The following is a 25,320-nucleotide window of genomic DNA, read 5'->3' as shown; positions in this document are numbered from 1 at the left end:
GGGTCCGGTGGGAGCACAAAGTGCCAGTCACGGTGAGCCCTTCGCACCGGAGCCCTATGTTTAACCTTGGAGAAACTTGCAATGAAAAAATCTCTAGTTGCTCTGGCTGCCCTGGCTGTTGCCGGTGTTGCCTCGGCTCAGTCGTCCGTCACTCTGTTCGGTGTGGTCGACGCGTCGATCAGCGGCTACTCGAACACCGCCCGCGACAACCGCGCGACCGTGTTCCCCAACCAATTCGGCATCCCCGTGTACCTGAACCAAGGTTCGGTCAAGACCAGCCGCACGGCTCTGGCTAACTCGGGTTACAACTCGAGCCGCCTGGGCTTCCGCGGCACGGAAGACCTCGGTGGTGGCCTGGCTGCCAGCTTCTGGCTCGAAGCCCCGATCTCCAACGACGACGGCCAGCAAGGTATCGCGACGTTCGCACGTCGTTCGACCGTGAGCCTGTCCGGTGGTTTCGGTGAAGTCCGCCTCGGCCGTGACTACACCCCGACCTTCTGGAACGACACCGTGTTCGATCCGTTCGGCACCAACGGCGTTGGCACCAACCTGATCTCGACCGCAAACACCAGCTTCGGCGCGTTCAACGGCTTCGGCGCTGCACAAACCCCCCTGGTGAACCGCGTTCAGCCCACCAACGTTGGCGGTTCGAACTACGTTCGCGCCAGCAACAGCGTCGGCTACTTCCTGCCGCCGAACCTGGGTGGTTTCTACGGCCAGGTGATGTACGCTTTCAACGAGCAAACCAAGTACGACAACGGCATCTACACGCCTAACGCAGCGAACAACTCGCGCGCTGGCCGTTACGTCGGTGGTCGCTTCGGTTACGCCAACGGTCCTCTGGACGTTGCGCTGGCTTATGGCAGCAGCACCGTGGGTGACCAGTACTACGCTGGCACGACCAACAAGGTCAACACGCTGAACCTGGGCGCTTCGTACGACTTCGGTCCCGTGAAGCTGTTCGGTGAACTGTCGAAGGCCAAGAACAAGATCGACTACGAAGTGACGCCTGTCCTGGGTGGCCGTCCTGACGTCGATCTGACCGGTTACCTGCTCGGCGTGACCGTGCCGGTCGGTGCTGGCTTGATCCGTGCTTCGTGGTCGCATGTCAAGTACGACAACAACACGATCAACACCAACCCGTTCGTCGTGAACACGCCGGATCCGAAGGCTAACCAGATCGCTCTGGGCTACGTGCACAACCTGTCGAAGCGCACGGCTCTGTACGCAACGATCGCTCGCATCAGCAACAAGAACGGCGCTGCTCTGACGAACGGCGGCCCGGCTTTCTACAACAGCGTTGCTGGCACGACCTTCACCCCGAAGAGCTCCACCGGCTACGACTTCGGTATCCGTCACGCTTTCTAATTTGACGCTGGCGTAAGCCAGCTTCGAATCAAAAGCTCAAGAAGCCACTCGACGAAAGTCGAGTGGCTTTTTTCGTTCTGGCGCAGACGCCATGAACAGTGTTGGCAAAGAGCACCAAGTGCGTGCACCCCCGGGGAACCCCCGTGCGGGCACGCACCTTGCACTGCTAGCATGCCCGTTAACTTTTGTAGCTGAATGATTGCCTTCGTACTGCGCCGCCTGATCCAGGCCGTGATCGTGATGATCGCGGTCGCGTTCATTGCCTTCCTTTTGTTCCAATATGTCGGCGACCCCGTCGTGTTCCTGCTGGGACAAGACGCCAAGCCTGACCAGATCCGCGAATTGCGCGCCTCATTGGGGCTCGACCAACCCTTCTTCGTGCAGTTCTGGCACTTCCTCGTGAATGCCGCACAAGGCGAGTTCGGACTCAGCCTGCGCCAGGGCGCGAAAGTCTCGCGCCTGATCGGCGAACGCTTCCCCGCCACGCTCGAGCTCGCGCTCGTGGCCGCCGTGCTGGCGCTGTTCATCGGCATCCCGATGGGCGTGTACACCGCGCTGCGCCGCGGCACCTTCATGAGCCAGGTGTTCATGACCGTGTCGCTGCTGGGCGTGTCGCTGCCCACGTTCCTGATCGGTATCCTGCTGATCCTCGTGTTCGCGGTCACGCTCGGCTGGTTCCCCAGCTTCGGACGCGGCGAGACGGTGAGCTTCGGTTGGTGGACCAGCGGCCTTTTTCGCGCCGACGGCTGGCACCACATCGTGCTGCCGGCCGTGACACTGGCGATCTTCCAGCTCACGCTCATCATGCGGCTGGTGCGCGCCGAGATGCTCGAAGTGCTGCGCACCGACTACATCAAGTTCGCGCGCGCGCGCGGCCTGTCGAACCGCGCCATCCACTTCGGCCACGCGCTCAAGAACACGCTGGTGCCGGTGATGACCATCACCGGCCTGCAACTCGGCGGCCTGATCGCGTTCGCCATCATCACCGAGTCGGTGTTCCAGTGGCCGGGCATGGGCCTGCTGTTCATCCAGGCCGTGACCTTCGCCGACATCCCGGTGATGGCGGCCTACCTCTGCCTCATTGCATTGATCTTCGTGGTGATCAATCTGGTGGTCGACCTGCTGTATTTCGTGGTCGATCCGCGACTGCGCGTCGGCAAGGCGGGAGGGCACTGACATGACGACGGCAGCGACAGCCGAGGAGCCGCGCCTGCGGGCGTCCGGACGTGCGTTCGCGCACATCGCCAGCTTCTATCCCGAGATCACGGCCTTTCGCCGTGACCTGCACGCGCACCCCGAGCTCGGCTTCGAAGAGGTCTACACCTCGGGCCGCGTGCGCGAGGCCCTGCGCGCCTGCGGTGTCGACGAGATCCATGAAGGCATCGGCAAGACCGGCGTGGTGGGCGTCATCCGCGGCCGCTCCACGGCCAGCGGCCGCATGGTCGGCCTGCGCGCCGACATGGACGCGCTGCCCATGCGCGAGGACAACGACTTCGGCTGGCGCTCCGCCACCGAAGGCCTCATGCACGGCTGCGGCCACGACGGCCACACCGCCATGCTCGTCGGCGCCGCGCGCTACCTGGCCGAGACGCGCGACTTCGACGGCACGGCCGTGCTGATCTTCCAGCCTGGCGAAGAAGGTTTCGCCGGCGCGCGCGTGATGATCGAGGACGGCCTGTTCGAGCGCTTCCCGGTCAACGCCGTCTACGCCATGCACAACTGGCCCGCCATGCCGGCCGGTACCGTGGGCATCAACCGCGGCGCCATGATGGCCGCGGCCGACCGCGTCACCATTCACATCAAGGGCAAGGGCGGCCATGGCGCGCACGCGTACCAGACCGTCGACCCGGTAATCGTCGCGGCGCACATCATCACGGCGGCCCAGAGCATCGTCTCGCGCAACGTGCGCCCCATCGACGCCGCGGTGCTCAGCATCTGCGCCATGCAGGCCGGCGACCTCGGCGCCATGAGCGTGATACCGGGCGAGGCCACGCTGGTCGGCACGGTACGCACTTTCAGCGCCCGCGTGCAGGCGCAGGTGGAGCAGCGGCTGAGCGAGCTGTGCACGGCCATCGCCTCCGGCTTCGGCGCGAGCGCCAGCATCCGGTACGAGCGCATCTACCCCGCCACCATCAACACCGCGCCCGAGGCCATGTTCGCGGCCGACGTGGCCGAGTCGCTGGTGGGCGCGAAGAACGTCGACCGCAACATGGAGCCCAGCATGGGCGCCGAAGACTTCTCCTTCATGCTGCAGAAGAAAGCCGGCGCCTATTTGCGCATCGGCCAGAACGTGCGCGAAGGCGCCTACCTGCACAACAGCCGCTACGACTTCAATGACGAGATCCTGCCGCTCGGCGCCGCGCTGCATGCCGGCCTGGTCGAGCAGGGCATGCCGCTTGCCGCTACCCGCGGTGCGCAGCCAGCGAAAGCAGCCGCTACCGCGGCGACGTGATGTGTTCGATTTCAACCCGAGGAGTGATCCCATGAGTTTCAAGAAGAATGTGGCTGCGGCCGCCGTTTTGTGCGCCCTGGGCGTGCTCAGCATGGCTGCCGGCGCGCAGACCATCCGCGTTGCGAACCAGGGCGACGCCCTGTCGCTCGACCCGCACTCGCTCAACGAGTCGCTGCAACTCAGCACCACGGCCAACGTGTATGAAACCCTGGTCGGGCGCAACAAGGACCTGAGCGTCGCGCCGCTGCTGGCCACCAGCTGGAAACAGACTTCGCCCACGGTGTGGCGCTTCGAACTGCGCAAGAACGTGCAGTTCCACGACGGCACGCCGTTCAACGCCGACGACGTGATCTTCAGCTTCGCGCGCGCCTCGGGCGACGGTTCGGACATGAAGTCCAACACCACCGACATCAAGGAAGTCCGCAAGGTCGACCCCTACACCATCGAGATCGAGACCAAGGGTCCGTTCCCGATCCTGCCCGACGTCATCACGCAGCTCATGATCATGAGCAAGAAGTGGTGCGAAGAGAACAAGGCCGTCACGCCCGTGGACCGCCGCAAGGGCATCGAAAACACCGCCTCGTTCAAGGCCAACGGCACCGGCCCGTACCGCGTGCGCGAGCGCCAGCCGAACGTGCGCACGGTGTTCACGCGCAACGCGACCTACTGGGGAAAGATCGAAGGCAACGCGCAGGAGATCATTTTCACGCCCATCGCCAACCCGGCCACGCGCGTCGCCGCCCTCATCTCCGGCGAAGTCGACGTGATGGAGCCGGTGCCCGTGCAGGACATCGCGCGCGTCAACGCCAGCCCGACCGCCCGCGTCATCTCCGGCCCCGAACTGCGCACCATCTTCCTGGGCATGGACCAGAAGCGCGACGAGCTGCTCTACTCGAGCGTGAAGGGCAAGAACCCGTTCAAGGACAAGCGTGTGCGCCAGGCCTTCTACCAGGCCATCGATATCGTCGGCATCCAGCGCACCGTGATGCGCGGCGCCTCGCGCCCGACCGGCCTGATGGTCGGCCCCGGCATCAACGGCTGGACCGAAGCGCAGGACAAGCGCCTGCCGCTCGACATCGAAGGCGCCAAGAAGCTGCTGGCCGACGCCGGCTACCCCAACGGCTTCGAGGTGTCGCTGAACTGCCCGAACGACCGCTACGTGAACGACGGCCAGATCTGCCAGAGCGTGGCCTCCAACCTCGCGAAGATCGGCGTGAAGATCAACCTCGTCGCCGAGACCAAGGGCACCTACTTCCCCAAGGTGCTTCGCCGCGACACCAGCTTCTACATGCTGGGCTGGACCCCGACCACCTACGACTCGCACAACGCGCTGACCGCGCTGCTGGCCTGCCCGGACGACAAGACCGGCGCCGGCCAGTTCAACCTGGGCGCGTACTGCAATCCGAAGGTCGACGAGCTGACCAAGAAGATCCAGTCGGAAACCGACAAGCCCAAGCGCGACGCGATGATCAAGGAAGCCTTCGACCTGCACACCGCCGACATCGGCCACCTGCCGCTGCACCAGCAGACGCTGGCCTGGGGCGTCAGCAAGAAGGTGTCGCTCACGCAGATGGCCGACAACTACATGCCGTTCAAGTGGATGAGCATCAAGCCGTGATCCCCTGGGCCGCTCTCTGAGCGGCCCGACCATGGGCCCGCTTCTTGCGGGCCCATTCCTTTTTGCCCCACGATGAAAAAAACACTAGCCCGTTGGCTCGACAGCGATGTCGGCTACAGCTTCCGCACCTCGCCGGTGGCGATCGCGGCGGCGCTCATTGCGCTGGTCTGCGTCATCTGCGCGTTGTTCGCCGGATGGGTCTCGCCGCACAACCCCTTCGACCTTGCCGTCCTCGAACTCAACGACGCACGGCTGCCGCCGGCGTGGACCGCCGAAGGCTCGGCCAAGTACCTGCTCGGCACCGACGACCAGGGCCGCGACATTCTCTCGGCCGTGATCTACGGCGCACGCATCTCGCTGATCGTCGGCCTGGTGTCGGTGGCGCTGTCGCTCGTGGTGGGCGTGGTGCTCGGCCTGCTGGCCGGTTTCTTCGGCGGCTGGCTCGATTCGTTCCTCATGCGCGTGTGCGACGTGATGCTGTCGTTCCCGCCCATCCTGGTGGCGCTGCTCATCTCTGGCGTGGGCCGCGCGCTCTTTCCCGGCGCGCACGAGTCGCTCGCGTTCGGCGTGCTGATCATCTCCATCTCGCTGACCGGCTGGGTTCAGTACGCGCGCACGGTGCGCGGCTCCACACTGGTGGAGCGCAACAAGGAATACGTGCAGGCCGCGCGCGTCACCGGCGTGGCCCCCGTGCGCATCATGCTGCGCCACGTGCTGCCCAACGTGATGGGGCCGGTGATGGTGCTGGCCACGATCCAGGTGGCCACGGCGATCATCACCGAGGCCACGCTGTCGTTCCTGGGCGTGGGCGTGCCGCCGACCTCCCCCTCGCTGGGCACGCTCATCAGCATCGGCAACCAGTATCTGTTCTCGGGCGAATGGTGGATCACGGTGTTCCCGGGCCTGATGCTGGTGCTGATCGCGCTCAGCGTGAACCTGCTGGGCGACTGGCTGCGCGACGCGCTCAACCCGCGCCTGCGCTGAACAGAAAAAGGACAACGCCACCATGACGCTGCTCCAGGTCAAAGACCTCGTCGTCGAATTTCCGCACCGCCGCGGCACGCTGCGCGCCATCGACCGCATTTCGTTCGACATCGCACCTGGGGAAATCCTGGGCGTGGTGGGCGAGTCGGGCGCGGGCAAGTCGCTCACGGGCGCTGCCATCATCGGCCTGCTCGAGCCGCCCGGCCGTGTGGCCGGCGGGGAGATCCTGCTCGAAGGCCAGCGCATCGACAACCTCGGTTTCGATGCCATGCGGCCCATTCGCGGGCGCAAGATCGGCGCGATTTTTCAAGACCCGCTCACCTCGCTGAACCCGCTGTACAGCGTGGGCCGGCAGCTGGTCGAAACCATCCGCGCTCACCTGCCCGTGACCGAATCCGAGGCGCGCAAGCGCGCCATCGGCCTGCTGCAGGACACTGGCATTCCCGCCGCCGAACAGCGCATCGACCACTTTCCGCACCAGTTCTCCGGCGGCATGCGCCAGCGCGTGGTGATTGCGCTGGCGCTCGCCGCCGAGCCCAAGCTCATCGTGGCCGACGAGCCGACCACCGCGCTCGACGTGTCGATCCAGGCGCAGATCATCCAGTTGCTCAAGCGCATCTGCAAGGAGCGCGGCGCGGCGGTGATGCTCATCACGCACGACATGGGCGTGATCGCCGAAACCTGCGACCGCGTGGCCGTGATGTATGCGGGCCGCATCGCGGAAATCGGCCCGGTGCACGAGGTGATCCACCAGCCCTCGCACCCCTACACCTCGGGCCTGATGGCCTCGATTCCCGACATGACGAGCGACCGCGAGCGGCTCAACCAGATCGACGGCGCCATGCCGCGGCTCAACGCCATTCCCACCGGCTGTGCCTACAACCCGCGCTGCCCGCGCACCTTTGCACGCTGCCTGACCGAGCGGCCCGAGCTCATGCACGCCGGTGCCACGCGCGCGGCCTGCTGGCTGCACGACGGCGCCGACCCGCATGCGGGGCAGGCCGAGATCGCCGCGAAGCACCATGACGCGCTCGCGGCCGGCGAACGCGCCGCGCCCGAGGCGTCCGAACCTCTCGTGGAGGTGACGCGATGAACGCAATGACCGAACCCCTTGCCACCACGACCGCGGCCGCCACCGGTGAACCGCTGGTGGTCGCGCACGACCTCGCGCGCACCTTCGACGTGTCGCCGCCCTGGCTCAACCGCGTGCTCGAACGCAAGCCGCGCGTGCTGCTGCATGCGGTGGACGGTGTGAGCTTTTCCATCGAGCGCGGCAAGACGCTGGCGCTGGTGGGCGAGTCGGGCTGCGGCAAGAGCACCGTGGCGCGCCTGCTGGTGGGCCTGTACGCGCCCACGCGCGGCGGCCTGCAGTTCGACGGGCAGGACGCGCACGCCGCGTTCAAGACACCCGAAGGCCGCAAGCTGCGCCGCCGCATCCAGATGATTTTTCAAGACCCCTACGCGAGCCTGAACCCGCGCTGGATCGTGGAAGACATCATCGGAGAGCCGCTGCGCGAGCACGACATCATCACGGACAAGGCCGCGCTGCGCGAGCGCGTGGGCGAGCTGCTGAAGTCGGTCGGCCTCTCGCCGCTGGACATGAGCAAGTACCCGCACCAGTTCTCCGGCGGCCAGCGCCAGCGCATCTCGATTGCGCGCGCTCTCGCCACGCAGCCCGAGTTCCTGGTGTGCGACGAGCCCACCTCGGCGCTCGACGTGAGCGTGCAGGCGCAGGTGCTCAACATCATGAAGGACCTGCAGCGCGAGCAGGGCCTGACCTACCTCTTCATCTCGCACAACCTCGCGGTGGTGCGGCACGTGGCCGACCAGGTCGGTGTGATGTACCTCGGCCGGCTGGTCGAGGTGGCGGACAAGCACACGCTGTTTGCGGCGCCCCAGCATCCGTACACCCGCATGCTGCTCGACGCCATTCCGCAGATGAAGCACACCGGGCGCCAGCGCACGCCGGTGCGGGGCGAGGTGCCCAACCCGCTGAACCCGCCCACGGGCTGCGCCTTTCATCCGCGCTGCCCGCATGCCAATGCGCGTTGCTCGGCGGAGCGGCCCAGGTTGCTGAGCATCAAGGGCGTGCAGGTGGCCTGCCACGCGGCCGAGGAAGGGCGCATCTAGCACTTTCGAAAAGGTGTGCGCAAAGGCACAGCCTTTCACTGAACGCCGTTGCAGAGTGCGGCATGCCAATGACCACGACGCTTGCCACATCCGAACTGGGCCGCCGCGGCTTCCTGATGGGCTCCGCCCTGGGCGCGACCGCGGTGCTCGCCTCTCTGGCCTGCAGTGTGCAGGCCGCCGGTGCGCCGTCGCGGCGCATGCCGGTCGTGTTCATCGGCCACGGCACGCCCATGAACGCCATTGCCGACAACGCCTTCACGCGCCGGCTGTCGGCATGGGGCCGCGAACTGCCGCGGCCCTCGGCCATCCTCAGCGTGTCGGCGCACTGGCTCAGCCGCGGCGCCACCGGTGTCGGCGTGCAGGCCAACCCCAAGACGATCCACGATTTCGGCGGCTTTCCGCAGGCATTGTTCGATGTTCAATACCCCGCGCCGGGCCACCCGGCGCTGGCCCGCGAAACCGTGGGCGTGGTGAAGCAGTCGGCTGTGATCGCCACCGACCAGTGGGGCCTCGACCATGGCACGTGGTCGGTACTGAAGCACCTGTACCCCAAGGCCGACGTGCCCGTGTTCCAGCTCAGCATCGACTACGACAAGCCGGCCGCCTTCCACTACGCCGTGGGGCGCGACCTCGCGGCCTTGCGCGACAAGGGCGTGCTGGTGATGGGCAGCGGCAACGTGGTGCACAACCTGCGCGCCACCGACCGCGGCACGCCCGACGGGCCCAGCGCGAGCCGTCCGTGGGCGCAGTCCTTCGACGATGCGGTGAAGTCCGCGTTGGCGGGGCGCGACGACCGTGCGCTGGTCGGCTACGAAAAACTGGAAGGAGCATCGACCGCGGTGGCGACGCCCGACCATTACTACCCCTTCCTCTACGCCCTCGGTGCCGCCGGGAGCAGCGAACGAGCGAAGACGGTCTACGAGGGCTTCCAGTCGGGCACGCTCAGCATGCGGTGCCTGCAGTTCGGCTGAGGCCGAGCGCGCGGCCGGAAGGGCAGAGTTACTGCTCTTCGCCCCAGGCGAAGCCGTCGCGCGCAATCATCGCGCTCGACGCGCTCGGGCCCCAGGTGCCGGCCGCATAGGGACGCGGGCCGCCGTCCGATTCCCAGCTGTCGATCAGCGGCTCGACCCAGCGCCACGCTTCTTCCTGCTCGTCGCTGCGCACGAACAGGTTCAGGCGCCCGTCGATCACGTCGAGCAGCAGGCGCTCGTAGGCGCCCACGCGCTCGGAGCCGAAGCGCTTGTCGAAGTCCAGGTCGAGCTGCACCGGCGCCAGCTGCGTGGCGGCAGCGTTCGCTCCGCTGCTGCGCTGGCGGTTGTCCTGTGCCTGCGCGAGCATGTGCAGTTCGAGCCCGTCCTTGGGCTGCAGGTTGATCACCAGCTTGTTGACGTTGCCGGCCGGTGCGCGGTAGATGGCGTGCGGCGTGGGCCTGAAGTTGACCTCGATGCGGGCGTCGCGCGAGCCCAAGCGCTTGCCGGTGCGGATGTAGAAGGGCACGCCGGCCCAGCGCCAGTTGGCGATTTCGGTGCGCAGCGCCACGAAGGTCTCGGTGCGGCTGTCGGGCGGCACGCCGGGTTCGTCGCGGTAGCCCTGCACCCGCTCGCCGTAGGCCGTGCCGGCGGTGTACTGGCCGCGCACTGCGTGCAGGTTCAGGCTCTCTGCCGTCCAGGGTTTCAGCGCGCGCAGCACCTTGAGCTTCTCGTCGCGGATGGCATCCGCATGCGCGTTGATCGGTGGCTCCATGGCCACCGCGCACAGCAGCTGCAGCGCATGGTTCTGCACCATGTCGCGCAGCGCGCCGGTCTGGTCGTAGAAGGCGCCGCGCTTTTCCACGCCCAGGTCTTCGGCGATGGTGATCTGGATGTTGGCGATGTGCTCGCGCCGCCAGATGGGCTCGAACAGCGCATTGCCGAAGCGCATGGCGAACAGGTTCTGCACCGAGGGCTTGCCCAGGTAGTGGTCGATGCGAAAGACCTGTTTTTCTTCCAGCACCTTGCTCACCGCCGCGTTGATGGCGCGGTTGGACGCCAGGTCGTGGCCCAGCGGCTTCTCCAGCACGATGCGCGTGCTCGGCCCGTTCAGGCCCGCCGCGGCAATCTGCTCGACCACCTGCGTGAAGAGCGCGGGCGCGGTGGCGACGTACATCACGACCGTGTCTGCATTGCGCTGCTTGAGCAACTCTGCGAGCCGTGCATAGTCGTCGGGCTTGGACAGGTCCATGCGCAGGTAGTGCAGCATCGACGCGAACTTCTTGAACTCTTCGGGCGACGGGCGCTTGGAGCCCTCGACCGCGCTGAAGCGCGACTGGATCAGTTCGCGGTACTGGTCGTCGGAGTGATCGTCCCGCGCCACGCCGATGATGCGGCCGTCCTGCGGAAGGCTGCCGTGCCGGAATGCCTGGAACAGCGCGGGCATCAACTTGCGCCACGCGAGGTCGCCGGTACCGCCGAACAGAACGAGATCGAAGCTCATGAAAAAACTTTCCTTTGTCTGGATGCCGAGCAGGCCGCTGGCCCGGGGGTGCAGTCGCGATGGTACTTGTACCGATTTTCGAGACCTGTACTAAAGCTATGCTGACCTGCGGCCGCAAGGCCTTTTTTTGTTGAAGAGGCGCAGATTCCCAATGAAGAGCAAGATTTTTACCGCAGCCGTGCTGCTGGGCCTGTCGGCGGCGGCCTCGGCCCAGACCGTGAACGTGATCTGTTCGGTGCAGGCCGAATGGTGCAACGTGATCTCCACCGTCTATGCGCGCACCACGGGTGTTCGCATCAACATGGCGCTCAAGGGTTCGGGCGAGGCGCTGGCGCAGTTGATCGCCGAGAAGGACAACCCCAAGACCGACGTGTGGTTCGGCGGCACCGGCGACCCGCACCTGCAGGCGGCCGAGCAGGGCCTCACGCTCGAGTACAAGTCGCCCACGCTCTCGCAATTGCACCCCTGGGCGCAGCAGCAGGCCAGGCAGTCGGGCTACAAGACGGTCGGCATCTATTCGGGCCCGCTGGGCTTCGGCTACAACCCCGAGCTGCTCGCCAAGAAGAAGTTGCCCGTGCCCAAGACCTGGGCCGACCTGCTCAAGCCCGAGTACAAGGGCGACATCCAGGTGGCCAACCCCGCGTCCAGCGGCACGGCCTACACCATGATCGCCACGCTCGTGCAGATGATGGGCGAGGACAAGGCCTTCGAATACCTCAAGGCGCTGCACAGGAACGTGGGCCAGTACACCCGCTCGGGCACCGGCCCCATCAAAGCCGTGGCGCGCGGCGAAACTGCGATCTCCATCAGCTTCGTGCACGACGGCCCGGGCGAGAAGATGCAGGGCTTTCCGGTCGAGACCATCACGCCCAGCGACGGCACCGGCGCCGAGATCGGCTCCATGAGCATCATCAAGGGCGCGCGCAACCTCGACGCCGCCAAGAAGTTCTACGAATGGGCGCTCACGCCCAGCGCGCAGGAACTGGGTGCCGCCAATAAGCAGTTCCAGCTGCCGAGCAACGTGAACGCCAAGCTCGATCCGCGCATTCCGGACTTCAAGACCATCAAGTTCATCAACTACGACTACGCCAAGTACGGCGCCAGCGCCGAGCGCCGCCGCCTGATCGCGCGCTGGGAAAAAGACGTCAACTCGCTGCCCCGCTAAGTGGACGCGCGTTCCATCGACGCTGCGCCGGGCAACCCGGTGAACCCGGCGTCCGAGGCGGCGGCCCGGCGTTCGCAGCGCTGGATCTGGGCATGGGTGGCGCTGGGCTTTGCGGCCTACCTGCTGCTGCCCTGGTATGCGATCCAGGACGCCACCTGGTACGAGGCCGTTCCGCAGGTCTTCGGCCGGGCCGAAGGCGCCAACGGCCTGATGCAGGCGGTCACGCAGGGGCGAGGCTGGCTGTTCATCGGGCTGGCGGGGCTGGCGTTGTGCGCCGTGGGGGCAAGGCTGCCGGCGGGCAAGGCGCAAGGGCGCTGGCTGCTGGCCGGCGGCGCCATCGGCTTCATCGGGCTGGCCGTTGCGGGTTTCACCATCGGCGCCAAGGGCTGGCGCTTCGCGGCACTGAACACGCAGTTCGGCGAGCTGGCCGTCAACCAGTTCGGCATCGGCGCGGGCGGCTTCGTGGCGCTCACCGCGCTGGTGCTGCTGGCGGCCTTCGGCATGGCGCGGCTGGGGCTTTTCAAGGGCGACCTGTTCGTGTCTGCCGCCGTCATCGGCTGCGGCGTGCTGATGGCGCTGTTCATCGCCTACCCGGTGAGCAAGGCGCTGTCGGGCGCCTTCTTCAACGAAGACGGGCAGTGGTCGATCGCCGCCTTCGTCGCGCGCGTGTTCACCGAGCGCATCTGGGGCGTGGGTTGCCTGGCCGGCGGCGTGCGCTGCGGGGTGGCCTGGAACACGCTGGTGCTGGCGCTGCTCACGGCCGCGGGCACCACCTTCCTCGGCACGCTGATGGCGCTGATGGCCGAGCGCGGCAGCAAGCGCGGGCAGGGCGCGTTGCGCGTGCTGGCGCTGCTGCCGATCATCACGCCGCCCTTCGTGGTGGGCCTGGGCCTCATCCTGTTGTTCGGCCGCGCCGGCATCGTCAACCAGGCGCTGGAGCACATGTTCGGCATCGAGCCCACGCGCTGGTTCTACGGCATGCCGGGCGTGCTGGTGGCGCAGCTGTTCGCCTTCACGCCCATCGCCTTCATGATCATGCGCGGCGTGGTGCAGGGCATTGCGCCCAGCCTGGAGGAGGCCGCGCAGATGCTGCGCGCCGACCGGCGCCGCACCTTCTTCACCATCACGCTGCCGCTGCTCAAGCCCGGGCTGGCCAACGCCTTCCTGGTCGGCTTCATCGAGAGCATTGCCGACTTCGGCAACCCGGTGGTGGTGGGCGGGCAGTTCTCGGTGCTGTCGACCGACATCTTCTTCGCCATCGTCGGCGCGCAGTACGACCAGGGCCGCGCAGCCTCGCTGGCCTGGGTGCTCACGCTGTTCGCGCTCGGCGTGTTCGCGCTGCAGCGCGGCCTGCTGGGCAAGCAGAACTACACCACCGTGAGCGGCAAGGGCGACGCGGGCATCGCGATGGTGCTGCCCGACGGCGTGCGCCGCACCATCCACTGCGTGGCGCTGCCGTGGATCGCCTTCACCGCCGTGGTCTACCTGTTTGCCTTCGCGGGCGGCTTCGTGCAGACCTGGGGGCGCGACTACACCTTCACGCTGAACCACTTCAAGAGCGCCTTCGCGCTCGAGTGGGGACAGTTCGGGCTGGTGTGGGCCGGCACCGCATGGAACTCGCTGATCACCACGCTCAAGCTGGCGGGCATCTCGGCCCCCATCACTGCGGCGCTGGGCCTGCTGATCGCGTGGCTGCTGGCGCGCAACGAGTTCAAGGGGCAGGGCTTCTTCGAGTTCGGCGCGCTGCTGGCGTTTGCGATTCCGGGCACGGTGCTGGGCGTGAGCTACATCCTGGCTTTCAACGTGCCGCCGTTCGAGCTCACGGGCACGGGGCTGATCATCGTGCTGTGCTTCATGTTCCGCAATTTGCCGGTGGGTGTGCGGGCCGGCACGGCCGCCTTCAAGCAGCTGGACCGCTCGCTCGACGAGGCCTCGCTGATGCTGCGCGCATCGACCTCGCAGACGCTGTTCAAGGTGGTGCTGCCGCTGCTCAAGCCGGCGCTGGTGGCCGCGCTGGTCTACAGCTTCGTGCGCGCCATGACGACGGTGAGCGCGGTGATCTTCCTGGTCACGGCGGAGAACGAACTGGCCACCACCTACATCATCGGGCGCGTGGGCAACGGCGACTATGGCATTGCGCTGGCGTACTGCACGGTGCTCATGGTGCTGATGTCGCTGGCGATCGCGCTGGTGCAGTTCGTGGTGGGGGAGCGCAAGCTGGGGCGGCGAGGGGCCATGCCACCGCATCAGGGACATCACAAAATGGAAAGCCTGGCGACACCATGAACGGCATCGAATTTCGCAACGTCACCAAGCGCTACGGCACCGACAGGAACGCGCCGCTGGCCGTCAAGGGCATCAGCTTCGAGGTGCCCGTGGGCACGCTCACCACCATCCTCGGGCCTTCAGGTTGCGGCAAGACGACCACGCTGCGCATGATCGCGGGGCTCGAATCCCCCACCTCGGGCTCGATCTTCATGGGCGGGCGCGACGTCACCACGCTCGGCCCGGCAGAGCGCAACGTCAGCATGATGTTCCAGAGCTATGCGCTGTTTCCGCACATGAACGTGATCGAGAACGTGAGCTACGGCCTGCGCATGAGCAGCGTGAAGAAGGACGAGGCCACCGCCCGTGCCCGCGAGGCGCTGCGCGGCGTGGGCCTGGTCGGCTTCGACGAGCGGCTGCCCAGCGAGCTGTCGGGCGGCCAGCAGCAGCGCGTGGCTCTGGCACGCGCGCTGGTGCTGGAGCCGGCGGTGCTGTTGTTCGACGAGCCGCTGTCCAACCTGGACGCCCGGCTGCGGCGCGAAATGCGGGAAGAAATCCGCATGCTGCAGCAGCGGCTGAAGCTCACGGTGGCCTACGTCACGCACGACCAGAGCGAGGCGCTGGCCGTGAGCGACCAGATCATCGTGATGGACCACGGCGTGATCGCCCAGCGCGGCACGCCCGAGCAGCTCTACGGGCGGCCCGAGAGCGAGTTCGTCGCCGGGTTCATGGGCGAGGCGTCGGTGTTTCCCGCCACGGCGCAAGCCGACGGCAGCGTGGTGCTGGGCCCGCTGCGCCTGCAACCGCGCCACGCGGTAGCGCCTGGTGCGGTGAAGGTGGCAGTGCGTCCGGAGGCCTGGCAGATCGGCGCCGAGGGTGACGTGAAAGGTGGCTTGCCGGCCACGCTGCGCAAGGCGGCGTACCTCGGCAGCTTCTACGAGTACGGCTTCGACACGCCCCTGGGGCCGGTCTTCGTGGTGTCGAGCGACCTGGGCCGCCCGTTGGCTGCAGGCGCGCAGACCACGCTGTCCCTTGGAGCCCACGGCGTGAGCGTGGTGCCCGGCGCATGAAACAATGGCGCCATGAACGTGGTTTTCGATCTGGGTGCCGTGCTGTTCGCATGGGAGCCCACGCGCCTGGTACAGGCCCATCTCCCGCAACACGCATCCACTGAGGCCGCCGCGGCCGCGTTGGGGCGGGCGCTTTTCCATCACGACGACTGGACCAGCTTCGACTGCGGCACCCGCACGCTGGACGACACCATCGCCCGCATGTCGGCCCGGCTGTCACTGCCGTCCGCACCGTTGCACGCGATGCTTGACGGGCTGGGCGAGCGGCTGGAGCCCATCGGCGTCACGGTCGAAATGCTCGAAGAGCTGATTGGCCACCGGGAAGCGGGCCAGCCGCTGCGGCTGTACTACCTGTCGAACATGCCCGCGCCCTATGCCCGCGCAATCGAACGCCGGCACGCCTTCATGCGGCGATTCGACGGCGGTGTGTTCTCGGGGGACGTCAAGTTTCTGAAGCCCGAGCGCGAGATCTACGAGGTGCTGGCGATGCGCCATGGGCTCGATGCAGAACAGACCGTGTTCATCGACGATTCGGCCGCCAACGTCGAGATGGCGCGCGCCTTCGGTTGGCACGCCATCCATTGCACTTCGCCGGCCATGCTGCCGGCGCAACTGCAGCGTTACCTGCCGGTCAACACCACCTTGTCGGTGTCGAACCCCAGGCTGCGGGCGTAGTCCAGCTCGGCTTCGAGCACTGCGGCGTCCAGGCGCGGCGCGCGCGACAGCACCCACAGGTACTCGCGGTTGGGCGTGCCGACCAGCGAGACCTGGTAGTCGCGGTCGAGCTTCAGGATCCAGTAGTCGCCCCACACCAGCGGCAGCCAGCTGAGCCATGAAGGGGCGAAGCGCACCTCCAGACGGCCCGCCCCGGGCTGGCCCGGCACCGGCACCACGCGGGCGGAGCCGACGGCTTCGTCTAAATTGCCGTCCTGCCGCACGCAGCGGTTGAGCACCTGCACGGTGCCATCGGGCTGCGGCGTGTACTCGGCCGTGACCGGGCCGGTGCATTGCTTCTGAAACCTGTTGGGCAGGCGGGCCTGCTCGTGCCAGATGCCCGCGTAGCGCTGCAGGTCGACCGGAGCCACCACTTGCAGGGGCGCCCGCATCAGCGGCGCGCCGTCGGCCGGGCCGGCGGGCTGGGCGTGCGCGGTGCGTGCCGCGCCCAGCGCCAGCCAGGTGGCCACGCCGCCCACGACGAAGGCCGTGGCCATGACACCGATCGCATGGCTGGTGCGGCGGTCGTCGAAAGGCAGGACGGCGGGCGTGGCGGGGCGAGGGCGTTGGGTCATGGGGGCACTCCTGAAGGGGATGAAAACGTTCGGCTTGCCCCGAAGGGTAGCCCCAAGGTGGGGCTACTCGCCGTCAGTCACGGACCACAGCCGGTGTAGGGCCAAAAGGCTGGAAACGAACAGTGCGCGGGCATACAACCCCACAGCCATCAGGCTGATGGAGCCGCGCGAAAACCCGTGCTACGGTGCGCATGAAAACATCGGCCAACGCGCAACTGCGTGCAGGACTTGTCACCACCCGCACAGGATAATGATTTCATGAACCAACTCGATGCCCTCCGCCAGTGGACCACCGTCGTCGCAGACACCGGTGACTTCAAGCAGCTCAGCGTTTCCAAGCCGCAGGACGCGACCACCAACCCGTCGCTCATCCTGAAGGCCGTGCAGAAGCCCGAATACCGGCCCCTGCTCGACGAGACCGTGAAGAAGCATGCCGGCAAGCCGCTGGACGAGGTCATCGACCGCCTGCTGGTGAATTTCGGCACCGAAATTTTGCAGATCATTCCGGGCCGCGTGTCCACCGAAGTCGACGCCCGCCTGTCCTTCGACACCGCCGCCACCATCGCCCGCGGCGAGCGCATCGTGGCGCTCTACAAGGCCGAAGGCATCGACACCGAGAAGCGCCTGCTCATCAAGGTGGCCTCCACCTGGGAAGGCATCGAGGCGGCGCGCGAACTGCAAAAGCGCGGCATCCACACCAACCTCACGCTGCTGTTCTCGTTCGCGCAGGCCGTGGCCTGCGGCGCGGCCGGCGTGCAGCTCATTTCGCCCTTCGTGGGCCGCATCTACGACTGGTACAAGAAGTCGGCCGGCGCCAAGTGGGACGAGGCCGCCAGCGCGGGTGCCAACGACCCCGGCGTGAAGTCGGTGCGCGAAATCTTCAACTACTACAAGCAGCACGGCATCAAGACCGAAGTCATGGGCGCGAGCTTTCGCAACCTGGGCCAGATCCAGGCGCTGGCCGGCTGCGACCTGCTGACCATCAGCCCCGAGCTGCTGGCCGAGCTGGCCGCGAGCAACGAGCCGCTGGAACACGCGCTCGACGCCAAGGCCGCAGCCAAGGGCGATGCGAAGAAGGTGAGCTACGACGAGGCGGGCTTCCGCTTCGCGCTCAACGAAGACGCCATGGCCACGGAAAAGCTGGCCGAAGGCATTCGCGCGTTCGCGGCCGATGCCGTGAAGCTCGAGAAGCTCATGCAGGAAAGCGGCAAGTAACCATGGCCATGACCCAACGCTGCGACCGCGCGCCGGCCTGGGCGCAACTGCAGGCCGCCTTCGACACGGCAGGCCGCCAGTTCGACGTGCGCCACGCCTTCGTCGACGACGCCGGCCGCTTCGCGCGCTTCAGCCAGGAGGCGCCCTATGTCTTCGCCGACCTGTCGAAGAACCTGATCGACGCGCGCATCGAAGCGTTGCTGCTCACGCTGGCGCGCGAATGCGGCCTCGAGGCGCACCGCGACGCCATGTTCGCGGGCGAGCACATCAACCACACCGAAGACCGCGCCGTGCTGCACACGCTCCTACGTGCGCCGGCCGATGCGCCGACCGGCCCCAAGACGGCGAACGAGCTGCGCGAGGTGCACGCCACGCTCGACGCCATGCTGGCCTATGCCGAGAAGGTGCGCGGCGACCACACGATCACCGACGTGGTCAACATCGGCATCGGCGGCTCCGACCTCGGCCCGCAGATGGCGGTGCTGGCGCTGGCCGAGTTCGCTGCGCCGGGCAAGCGCTTCCACTTCGTCTCGAACGTCGACGGCCATGAGCTGGCCGGCGTGCTCAAGGGTCTGGCGCCCGAGCACACGCTGTTCCTTATCGCCTCCAAGACCTTCACCACCACCGAGACGATGACGAACGCGCAGTCGGCCAGGCGCTGGTACGCGCAATCGGGCGGCACGGACATCGCGGGGCACTTCGCGGCGCTCACCACCAACGTGGAAGCCGCGAACAAGTTCGGCATAGCCACCACCTTCGGTTTCTGGGACTGGGTGGGCGGGCGCTATTCGCTGTGGTCGGCCATCGGCCTGCCGATCGCGCTGGCCATCGGCGCCGACGGTTTTCGCCGGATGCTGGCCGGCGCGCATGCGATGGACGAACACTTTCGCACCGCGCCGCTCGCGCACAACCTGCCGGTGCGCCTGGGGCTGCTCGACGTCTGGTACCGCAACTTCCACAAGTTCACGAGCCGCAGCATCGCGCCGTACCACAGCGCGCTGAAGCGCGTGCCGGCCTATTTGCAGCAGCTGGAAATGGAAAGCAACGGCAAGCAGGTCGATGCGAGCGGCAAGCCCGTGGCGTTCGGCACGTCGCCGGTGCTGTGGGGCGAGCCCGGCACCAATGGCCAGCACGCCTACTTCCAGATGCTGCACCAGGGCACGGACGTGATCCCGCTCGAATTCGTGGCGGTGCGCGACGCGGCCCACGACCTCGAAGGCCACCACCCCAAGCTGCTGGCCAATGCGCTCGCGCAGGCGCAGGCGCTGATGGTGGGCAAGCTCGACGAAGGCGGCCACAAGAACTTTCCGGGCAACCGGCCGAGCACCTTCTTCGTGTTCGAGAAGCTCACGCCCGAGACGCTGGGCGCCTTCCTCGCGCTGTACGAGCACCGCGTGTTCACCAGCGGTGCGCTGTGGGGCATCAACAGCTTCGACCAGTGGGGCGTGGAGCTGGGCAAGGTGCTCGCCCGGGACATCGAGCCGCGCCTCGCCTCGGGCGATATCGCGGGGCTCGACGCCTCGACGGCGGGGCTGCTGCAGCGCCTGAGCTCGCGGTAGCGATTTGCAGCGGGCGCCGACGCCGGCACACCGCGCAGAACCTGAGCGAGCAAGGCGGCCTGCCCGCGCTGCAGTGCGATTGATTCTGCAAATTACTTCTCAGTCTTTTTGCCTTTGTGCGGCGATGGAGGTTGGGCGACCATTGTTTGCAATGGTGCTGGGCACACACCCTTGAGACTTCTTGAACGATCACTCGTCAAGGTCTGTGTGTGTCTTCTTCCCTCTTCAGCAGTTCACGAACCGTCTCTGTAAACAGCGTTGCGATGCCCACCCTGCTGGGCCACCCCGCGCTGGAATTCAAGTCCCTCGACGGCCACGAAGCGTTGGGCGAACTCTTCGAATACACCGTCCGGCTGCAGACGCCCGACGGCCCGATGCTCACCGAGGTCGTCACGGCCAACGTGCCGGTCAAGCAGCTGATCGGCAAGGAGTTCGGCATCTGCATCGAACTCGACGGCAAGGGCTTCGGTGTGGCGGCCCGCACGGGGGCGGGGATACGCGAGATCAACGGCATCGTCACCAGCGCGCGGTTCCTGCGATCCGAAGACCGGCGAGGCATCTACGAGATCGTCCTGCGCCCCTGGTTGATCCTGGCCACACACACCAGCGACTACAGGATCTTCCAGAACAAGACCCCGCTGGAGATCGTCGAGGAGGTGCTGGCCGACTACAGCTTCCCGACTGAAAAGCGCGTCACCCATCGCTACCCGCAGCGCGTGTTCCAGGTGCAGTACGGCGAGACGGACTTCGAGTTCGTCACGCGGCTGATGCAGGAGTTCGGCATCTACTATTTCTTCGAGCACAAGGAGGGTGCTCACAGGCTTGTGCTGGTGGACGACGTCGGGGCCCACAAGGCGTTCGAGAGCCAGGCCTACCAGACCATCAGCTACTACCCGCCAGGGCACCAGGTCGACGAAGAGCACTGCAGCGAGTTCTGCAGCAGCGAGAACCTCGAGTCAGGCCAATGGGTCACCGACGACTTCGACTTCACCCAGCCGCGTGCCCGGCTTCGGCAGCTCTCACGAATGCCGCGCAACACCGGCAACAACTCACAGGAGCTGTACAAGTGGCCGGGTGACTACAGCGACCCCGATGAAGGCCGCGACTTGGCTCGCACCCGCATGGAAGCGACCGGTGCCCCCGGCAGCCGCGGGCGGGGAAGCGGCAACCTGCGCGCGGTCGTCACGGGTTGCACCTTCACGCTGATCAACTTCCCGCAGGACGCGGCGAACCTCGCGTACCTGGTCATCGCCAGCACCCTGCGCCTGCACGAAAGCGCGCATGCCAGCGGCCGGGACGGCTACGTGTGCTACGCCGACTTCGAGGTCCAGCCCGCCCACAAGATCTTTCGCTCACCGCAGACGCAACCCAAACCCAGCACCACGGGGCCGCAGACGGCCATCGTCACCGGCCCGGCCGGGCAGGACATCTGGACCGACGAATACGGTCGCGTCAAGGTCAGCTTCCACTGGAACCGCTACTGCACCAAGGACGAAAACTCTTCCTGCTGGATCCGCGTGGCCTCCCCCTGGGCGGGCAACAACTTCGGCGGCATGCACGTGCCACGCATCGGGCAGGAGGTGATCGTCGACTTCGAGAACGGCGACCCGGATCGCCCCATCGTCACCGGGCGCGTCTACAACCGGCTGAACATGCCGCCCAGGCAATTGCCCGGGCAGAAGAACCTCTCGGGTTTTCGCAGCCGCGAACTGAGCGCGGACGGCAGCAGCCCGGGGGCACGAGGCAACCATCTCGAACTCGACGACCAGCCCGGAAAGATCCAGGCGCAGCTCAAGAGCGATCACCAAAGCAGCAGCTTGAGCCTGGGACACATCGGGCGCATCGAGGACACGATGGGCCGCAAGGACGACCGTGGTCAGGGGGTCGAGTTGCGTACTGACGGGCATGGCGCCATCCGCGCCGCCAAGGGTTTGCTGGTCACCACGCAGGCCAGGCCCCACGCGCAGGCGCATATCACCGACATGGGAGAAACCATCGTCCGGCTCACGCAGGCGCGCGATCTGCACGAGGGGATGAGCGAGTTGGCGCAGCAGGCCAAGGCGCACCAGCCCGGCGATCAGGATGCTGTCACGAAGGGTCTGAAGGAACACAACGACGCGATCAAGGGCAAGGGCGGCAACAGCCAAAACGGTCATTTCCCGGAACTCGACGAACCCCATCTGGTGCTGGCCGGCGCGGCGGGCATTCACAGCATCGCGGGCATGTCGACGCACATTGCAAGCGCCGAGCACAACGCGTTGACCAGCGGCGGGCATACCAGCATCAGTGCGCGCAAGAGCTTTCTGGTGAGCGTGAAGGAGGCTGTGCGTCTCTTCGCCTACAAGGCCATTCGCCTGACGGCCGCCACCGCAGGCATCGACATCGTGGCGCTGCAGCACAGCATCAAGCTCATGGCCAAGCTCGACATCAGGCTGGAGGCCCACCGGATCAGCATCACCGCGAAGGAGGAGATCCTGATCAACGGGGGCAGCAGCTACACCCGGTGGGATGCCTCGGGCATCGTGCACGGCACCACCGGCGTGTGGCGGGAGCATGCGGCCACGCACAGCTTCGCGGGGCCGGACAGCCAGCCAGTGGTCATTGCTTCCCTGGACTTGCCCCAGGTGCTGCCGAAGACAGACGGCAAATTTCGCTTCTCTCTCTGAGCTCGACCGACATGATCATCAGCCCTCCCTTTCTCTCGCTCGGCGACATCCCCGTCTACGACGGCCAGTGCGTCAAGACCGTCATGCTCGGTGGCGTTGTCGGCAGCGGTGCCTACCCGATCAGTCAGGCCATGGCCTGGCACGGCGGACTTCACATCCACGCGCCGACAAACGTGGAGCCCGTGCGCGCCATTGCCGACGGCACCGTGGTTTTCAGGCGCGAAGCAGGCAACGCGCGGTACGACAACGAGGACCACTCGACGGGTTGCGTCGTGATCCGCCACGTGACCGAGATCGGCGCGCAAGGCAGCGCGCCGGTCACCGTCACCTACTACTCCATCACCCAACATCTCCGGCAACTGGATCGCGACCTGCCCGCTGTCGGCAGGGCCATCTATCGCAAGGACAAGCTCGGACTGGCTGGCACCATCCACGGCGAGAGCGACCGCATCCATCTGGAAATCGTCGCGGGCGATGCCGACACCCTCAAACTGGTCGGGCGCAACACCGGTGAGTTGGCTGTGAGTGGCAATGGTCGTATCGATGCGGTCTACGGCCAGATGTATGTGCTGGTGCCCGCCAAGAGCCCGTGCTCCAGCGCACAGCCATCCGGCGCCCCGGGGGCCACGGCTGCTGGCGACAGTGGCAACGACGACTTGATCGTTGGCATCCGGTATGAAGCGGGTAGCGCCACTCTCACGACCTACAAGCTCAATGGCGAGATCGTCGGAGCGGCGCTGCGAGAAACCGATGCCGAATACAACCTCTACACCGAGGCGAACGCGCGCCATGGCCGACTGAGTGCAGCCGACCAGCTTCAAAGCAGCCCCAGTGGCTGGTACGAGTTGCTGCGCTTCGGTCGCAATCTGGGCACCGACCCCTTGCCCGCAAATGCTGCCCACTGGCGCAAAGTCGTCGTGCCGGGCCAGCCAGGCGGCGTCTGGATCAATCTGAATGCCGGCAACACCAGCAAATTCAGCGACGCCGATTTCCCGCAGTGGGCAGGCTGGAAGCTGATTGACGATGACGTGACCGACGACAACAGTCGCTGCGACTCGGCCGTGATCAACGCGATGCTGACCTCGCCGCCTCAACCCGGCGCCACGACGGTCCTCACGTCAGCGCAGAAGGCCGCTGATCGCATGCAGAACCTGTGCAAGTCCGATGTGCAGGAGAAACTGGCCAAGACCATTTGCAAGTTTCCGACCGAATGGGCCAAGGATGAAGTGCGCAAGCGCTGGGCCTGGACGAGGGAGACCGGCAACCCAGCGATGCCGTATCCGCTGGAAGACGAAACCGACTTCACGGAGATGGCGGACTTCGCGCAGAAGTTGTGTTTCTGGGAGGACCTGCCTGCTGAAGACAAAAGCCGCCTGACGATCAAGCACTGGCACTTTCACCCCAGGGAATTCATCAGGCACTTCAGGATGTGCGGGTGGCTGGCGAAAGCGGAATTCGCGCAATTGTTGCCTCGCCGATCCTACAAATATCAGCGTACGCCATACAGGGCTGACCCGGTGAGCGTGGACTGGACAACAGCTTTGCAACGAGTTTCGGCTTATTCAAATGAATTTAACAGGGTAATCAGAAAATACGGAATAAATATTGGTCCCAGACTCGCTCATTTTTTGGGACAGATATTCATCGAAACTGACATCGTGAGGACGATGAGGGAAATCGGGCAAGGGCGAAAAAACTCGAGCGGAAATTGGCCGGCGCCTGCCATGGAGTTCTATACCGTTTTTTTCGGACGAGGCATGATGCAACTGACTTGGCCGGCAAATTTCGACGGATATCGAAGTTTTAGAACTTCTGCTTCACTCCCTGATTCAACCGGGGTCTATGCGGATCAATGGGGAAGAATAACTGCAACATCGACGCACTATTGGGTAAATCCCCGTGATGGAGGGGTTCAGAATAGTTGGTTTCCGCGGTACGATCCAGATATCATTGCAAGTGATCCCTACAACGCCTGCGACTCCGCGGGTTGGTATTGGATTTCAAAAGCCGTTGGTAATCAGCAACTCAATATCAATCGAGTTTGCGATCAAGGCGTTACTTCTGCGGCAATCGGGCGGGCGTCCGTGCTAGTGAACGGGGGCGGCTATGGGTACTTCGAGAGGCAAGGATACGCGCTCTTTGTAATTCAGTATTTGAGTGAAGTTCTGCCCCGTTTCGATGAAGTTCAAGTTCAGATTTCTTATGGTAAAGCGACCGTCAATACGTTGATTAACTATCAAGCACAACGGCCATGAAGTTGAAATTTGGATTTTTCGTAATTTTTTTGAATTTTGCTCTTCCTGTGTTCGCAAGCGACGTGAACATGGAGGCAAGAAAAGAATTCAATGCATGCATGAAAGAAACAGAAATGCAAAGGCGGCAGTGCAGCTTCGGCGGATGTGGAAATGTCGCTGCAGCATGCTACCAAAGGAAACTCAATGTAGTTTCATCGTCCACGGAGGCGATGGCTAAGAAATTGAGTGTCGGGCGTTGCGGGCAGGCCGCGAATTCAGTTTCCAGCGAAATTAACGCGGTGGGTGAAAGGTTGGAGCAGCTTGTGCCGTTTGACGGAACTTGGAGTGGGTACGATGTTCAGGTAGAAGTGGCACTGCTGAAAAATAAAGTCATGAATGCATTGGCAAAAGAGTGTGCGGTGGAAAGATAGAAACTGTGCCGCCCCTTGCGTTTTCGATGAGTTCGGGACCAAGAACTTCCCAAGTGCTTGCATCGTCCATAAATTTTTGGCCACTGCATTGCCATCGATGCTGCTCATCGATGACTCGGCCATCCCGCAAATGATTGAGCAGATGTGCTGTCAGGGCTGGAATTTCCGGCTGTTGCCAGACGCGGAGCAGCGTGAAGCGCGCATCCATCAGGTGCACCGAGGCCGTGGCACGGGTGCAGCCATCGGGGTTTGAGCGAGCCTGGAGGGGCGCACGCGAGCGGTTCCCACCATCCGTCGGCGTCGATTTCTGCGCTGACGTACATCGACGGCACTGCACAGTTCCTCGCCAACTCCCAGGCAACGAACCCCTGATGCGTTTTGAGGCCTTTGGGCTGAGGATGT

The 25,320-nt window shown here is 65.4% G+C and carries 20 protein-coding genes; 18 read left to right on the top strand and 2 right to left on the bottom strand.

The genetic code is table 11. From position 1 onward, the window contains the following. Positions 1-81: 81 nt before the first annotated feature. The 8 genes from ACSFA5_RS15620 (at position 82) to ygiD (ending at position 9,523) form a co-directional block, all read left to right on the top strand. Positions 82-1,368 carry a porin gene (locus ACSFA5_RS15620; RefSeq protein ID WP_435444954.1) on the top strand — a complete coding sequence of 429 codons (1,287 nt, stop codon included), beginning with the start codon at positions 82-84 and terminating at the stop codon, positions 1,366-1,368. 195 nt (positions 1,369-1,563) lie between these two features. Further along, on the top strand, positions 1,564-2,544 hold the full coding sequence (locus tag ACSFA5_RS15615; protein WP_435441666.1) for an ABC transporter permease: 981 nt from the start codon (positions 1,564-1,566) through the stop codon (positions 2,542-2,544). A gap of 1 nt (position 2,545) precedes the next feature. Beyond that, positions 2,546-3,820 (top strand): M20 aminoacylase family protein, encoded by a 1,275-nt coding sequence (locus tag ACSFA5_RS15610; RefSeq protein WP_435444953.1) that lies wholly within the window; start codon positions 2,546-2,548, stop codon positions 3,818-3,820. 31 nt (positions 3,821-3,851) lie between these two features. Further along, positions 3,852-5,438 (top strand): ABC transporter substrate-binding protein, encoded by a 1,587-nt coding sequence (locus ACSFA5_RS15605; protein WP_435444952.1) that lies wholly within the window; start codon positions 3,852-3,854, stop codon positions 5,436-5,438. Between the two features lie 72 nt (positions 5,439-5,510). Next, a complete protein-coding gene (locus ACSFA5_RS15600; RefSeq protein ID WP_435444951.1) occupies positions 5,511-6,422 on the top strand; it encodes an ABC transporter permease in 912 nt (303 codons plus the stop codon). A gap of 22 nt (positions 6,423-6,444) precedes the next feature. Further along, positions 6,445-7,515 carry an ABC transporter ATP-binding protein gene (locus ACSFA5_RS15595; RefSeq protein WP_435444950.1) on the top strand — a complete coding sequence of 357 codons (1,071 nt, stop codon included), beginning with the start codon at positions 6,445-6,447 and terminating at the stop codon, positions 7,513-7,515. Beyond that, positions 7,512-8,552: an ABC transporter ATP-binding protein gene (locus tag ACSFA5_RS15590; protein WP_435444949.1), complete on the top strand. Its 1,041-nt coding sequence runs from the start codon at positions 7,512-7,514 to the stop codon at positions 8,550-8,552. Before ACSFA5_RS15595 ends, ACSFA5_RS15590 begins: the two co-directional genes overlap by 4 nt. A 68-nt stretch (positions 8,553-8,620) precedes the next feature. After that, the gene (gene ygiD / locus ACSFA5_RS15585) at positions 8,621-9,523 is read left to right on the top strand and encodes a 4,5-DOPA-extradiol-dioxygenase (RefSeq protein ID WP_435444948.1); all 903 of its coding nucleotides are present in this window, start codon (positions 8,621-8,623) and stop codon (positions 9,521-9,523) included. 28 nt (positions 9,524-9,551) lie between these two features. Here ygiD and zwf read toward each other — a convergent pair whose 3' ends face one another. Then, entirely contained in the window at positions 9,552-11,024 is a 1,473-nt protein-coding gene (gene zwf / locus ACSFA5_RS15580; protein WP_435444947.1) for a glucose-6-phosphate dehydrogenase, read from the bottom strand. A gap of 151 nt (positions 11,025-11,175) precedes the next feature. On the opposite strand from zwf, the gene ACSFA5_RS15575 reads away from it, so the two are divergent. Genes ACSFA5_RS15575 through ACSFA5_RS15560 form a run of 4 tightly spaced genes read left to right on the top strand, consistent with a single transcriptional unit; the run spans position 11,176 to position 16,199 of the window. Further along, positions 11,176-12,189 carry an ABC transporter substrate-binding protein gene (locus ACSFA5_RS15575; protein WP_435444946.1) on the top strand — a complete coding sequence of 338 codons (1,014 nt, stop codon included), beginning with the start codon at positions 11,176-11,178 and terminating at the stop codon, positions 12,187-12,189. After that, positions 12,190-14,475 (top strand): ABC transporter permease, encoded by a 2,286-nt coding sequence (locus tag ACSFA5_RS15570; RefSeq protein ID WP_435444945.1) that lies wholly within the window; start codon positions 12,190-12,192, stop codon positions 14,473-14,475. It begins immediately after the preceding gene. Then, positions 14,472-15,524: an ABC transporter ATP-binding protein gene (locus ACSFA5_RS15565; protein ID WP_435444944.1), complete on the top strand. Its 1,053-nt coding sequence runs from the start codon at positions 14,472-14,474 to the stop codon at positions 15,522-15,524. Before ACSFA5_RS15570 ends, ACSFA5_RS15565 begins: the two co-directional genes overlap by 4 nt. A gap of 12 nt (positions 15,525-15,536) precedes the next feature. Then, positions 15,537-16,199, top strand: coding sequence for an HAD family hydrolase (locus tag ACSFA5_RS15560; protein ID WP_435444943.1), 663 nt, complete (start codon positions 15,537-15,539; stop codon positions 16,197-16,199). Here ACSFA5_RS15560 and ACSFA5_RS15555 read toward each other — a convergent pair. After that, on the bottom strand, positions 16,145-16,813 hold the full coding sequence (locus tag ACSFA5_RS15555) for a lipocalin family protein (protein WP_435444942.1): 669 nt from the start codon (positions 16,811-16,813) through the stop codon (positions 16,145-16,147). The genes ACSFA5_RS15560 and ACSFA5_RS15555 overlap by 55 nt on opposite strands. A 258-nt stretch (positions 16,814-17,071) precedes the next feature. Here ACSFA5_RS15555 and tal point away from each other — a divergent pair, with 258 nt between their 5' ends. From tal to ACSFA5_RS15525, 6 genes are all read left to right on the top strand, one after another. After that, positions 17,072-18,028 (top strand): transaldolase, encoded by a 957-nt coding sequence (gene tal, locus ACSFA5_RS15550; protein WP_435444941.1) that lies wholly within the window; start codon positions 17,072-17,074, stop codon positions 18,026-18,028. A gap of 2 nt (positions 18,029-18,030) precedes the next feature. Then, complete coding sequence (gene pgi, locus ACSFA5_RS15545) at positions 18,031-19,587, top strand: glucose-6-phosphate isomerase (RefSeq protein ID WP_435444940.1); 1,557 nt, start codon at positions 18,031-18,033, stop codon at positions 19,585-19,587. A 263-nt stretch (positions 19,588-19,850) separates the two neighbouring features. Continuing rightward, positions 19,851-22,253 (top strand): type VI secretion system Vgr family protein, encoded by a 2,403-nt coding sequence (locus ACSFA5_RS15540; protein WP_435444939.1) that lies wholly within the window; start codon positions 19,851-19,853, stop codon positions 22,251-22,253. Between the two features lie 11 nt (positions 22,254-22,264). Beyond that, complete coding sequence (locus ACSFA5_RS15535) at positions 22,265-24,508, top strand: hypothetical protein (RefSeq protein WP_435444938.1); 2,244 nt, start codon at positions 22,265-22,267, stop codon at positions 24,506-24,508. After that, complete coding sequence (locus ACSFA5_RS15530) at positions 24,505-24,918, top strand: hypothetical protein (protein WP_435444937.1); 414 nt, start codon at positions 24,505-24,507, stop codon at positions 24,916-24,918. Before ACSFA5_RS15535 ends, ACSFA5_RS15530 begins: the two co-directional genes overlap by 4 nt. 97 nt (positions 24,919-25,015) lie before the next feature. Further along, positions 25,016-25,171 carry a hypothetical protein gene (locus ACSFA5_RS15525; protein WP_435444936.1) on the top strand — a complete coding sequence of 52 codons (156 nt, stop codon included), beginning with the start codon at positions 25,016-25,018 and terminating at the stop codon, positions 25,169-25,171. Positions 25,172-25,320: the final 149 nt, after the last annotated feature.

This window comes from Variovorax monticola (genome assembly GCF_051216855.1).
Taxonomy (GTDB): domain Bacteria; phylum Pseudomonadota; class Gammaproteobacteria; order Burkholderiales; family Burkholderiaceae_C; genus Variovorax.
This window is presented reverse-complemented; position numbering and strand designations above follow the sequence as displayed.

Coding starts and splice junctions, on each gene's coding strand:
- ACSFA5_RS15620 (WP_435444954.1), top strand. CDS start 82: ATGAAAAAATCTCTAGTTGCTCTGGCTGCCCTGGCTGTTGCCGGTGTT.
- ACSFA5_RS15615 (WP_435441666.1), top strand. CDS start 1,564: ATGATTGCCTTCGTACTGCGCCGCCTGATCCAGGCCGTGATCGTGATG.
- ACSFA5_RS15610 (WP_435444953.1), top strand. CDS start 2,546: ATGACGACGGCAGCGACAGCCGAGGAGCCGCGCCTGCGGGCGTCCGGA.
- ACSFA5_RS15605 (WP_435444952.1), top strand. CDS start 3,852: ATGAGTTTCAAGAAGAATGTGGCTGCGGCCGCCGTTTTGTGCGCCCTG.
- ACSFA5_RS15600 (WP_435444951.1), top strand. CDS start 5,511: ATGAAAAAAACACTAGCCCGTTGGCTCGACAGCGATGTCGGCTACAGC.
- ACSFA5_RS15595 (WP_435444950.1), top strand. CDS start 6,445: ATGACGCTGCTCCAGGTCAAAGACCTCGTCGTCGAATTTCCGCACCGC.
- ACSFA5_RS15590 (WP_435444949.1), top strand. CDS start 7,512: ATGAACGCAATGACCGAACCCCTTGCCACCACGACCGCGGCCGCCACC.
- ygiD (WP_435444948.1), top strand. CDS start 8,621: ATGACCACGACGCTTGCCACATCCGAACTGGGCCGCCGCGGCTTCCTG.
- zwf (WP_435444947.1), bottom strand. CDS start 11,024: ATGAGCTTCGATCTCGTTCTGTTCGGCGGTACCGGCGACCTCGCGTGG.
- ACSFA5_RS15575 (WP_435444946.1), top strand. CDS start 11,176: ATGAAGAGCAAGATTTTTACCGCAGCCGTGCTGCTGGGCCTGTCGGCG.
- ACSFA5_RS15565 (WP_435444944.1), top strand. CDS start 14,472: ATGAACGGCATCGAATTTCGCAACGTCACCAAGCGCTACGGCACCGAC.
- ACSFA5_RS15560 (WP_435444943.1), top strand. CDS start 15,537: ATGAACGTGGTTTTCGATCTGGGTGCCGTGCTGTTCGCATGGGAGCCC.
- ACSFA5_RS15555 (WP_435444942.1), bottom strand. CDS start 16,813: ATGACCCAACGCCCTCGCCCCGCCACGCCCGCCGTCCTGCCTTTCGAC.
- tal (WP_435444941.1), top strand. CDS start 17,072: ATGAACCAACTCGATGCCCTCCGCCAGTGGACCACCGTCGTCGCAGAC.
- pgi (WP_435444940.1), top strand. CDS start 18,031: ATGGCCATGACCCAACGCTGCGACCGCGCGCCGGCCTGGGCGCAACTG.
- ACSFA5_RS15540 (WP_435444939.1), top strand. CDS start 19,851: ATGCCCACCCTGCTGGGCCACCCCGCGCTGGAATTCAAGTCCCTCGAC.
- ACSFA5_RS15535 (WP_435444938.1), top strand. CDS start 22,265: ATGATCATCAGCCCTCCCTTTCTCTCGCTCGGCGACATCCCCGTCTAC.
- ACSFA5_RS15530 (WP_435444937.1), top strand. CDS start 24,505: ATGAAGTTGAAATTTGGATTTTTCGTAATTTTTTTGAATTTTGCTCTT.
- ACSFA5_RS15525 (WP_435444936.1), top strand. CDS start 25,016: ATGCTGCTCATCGATGACTCGGCCATCCCGCAAATGATTGAGCAGATG.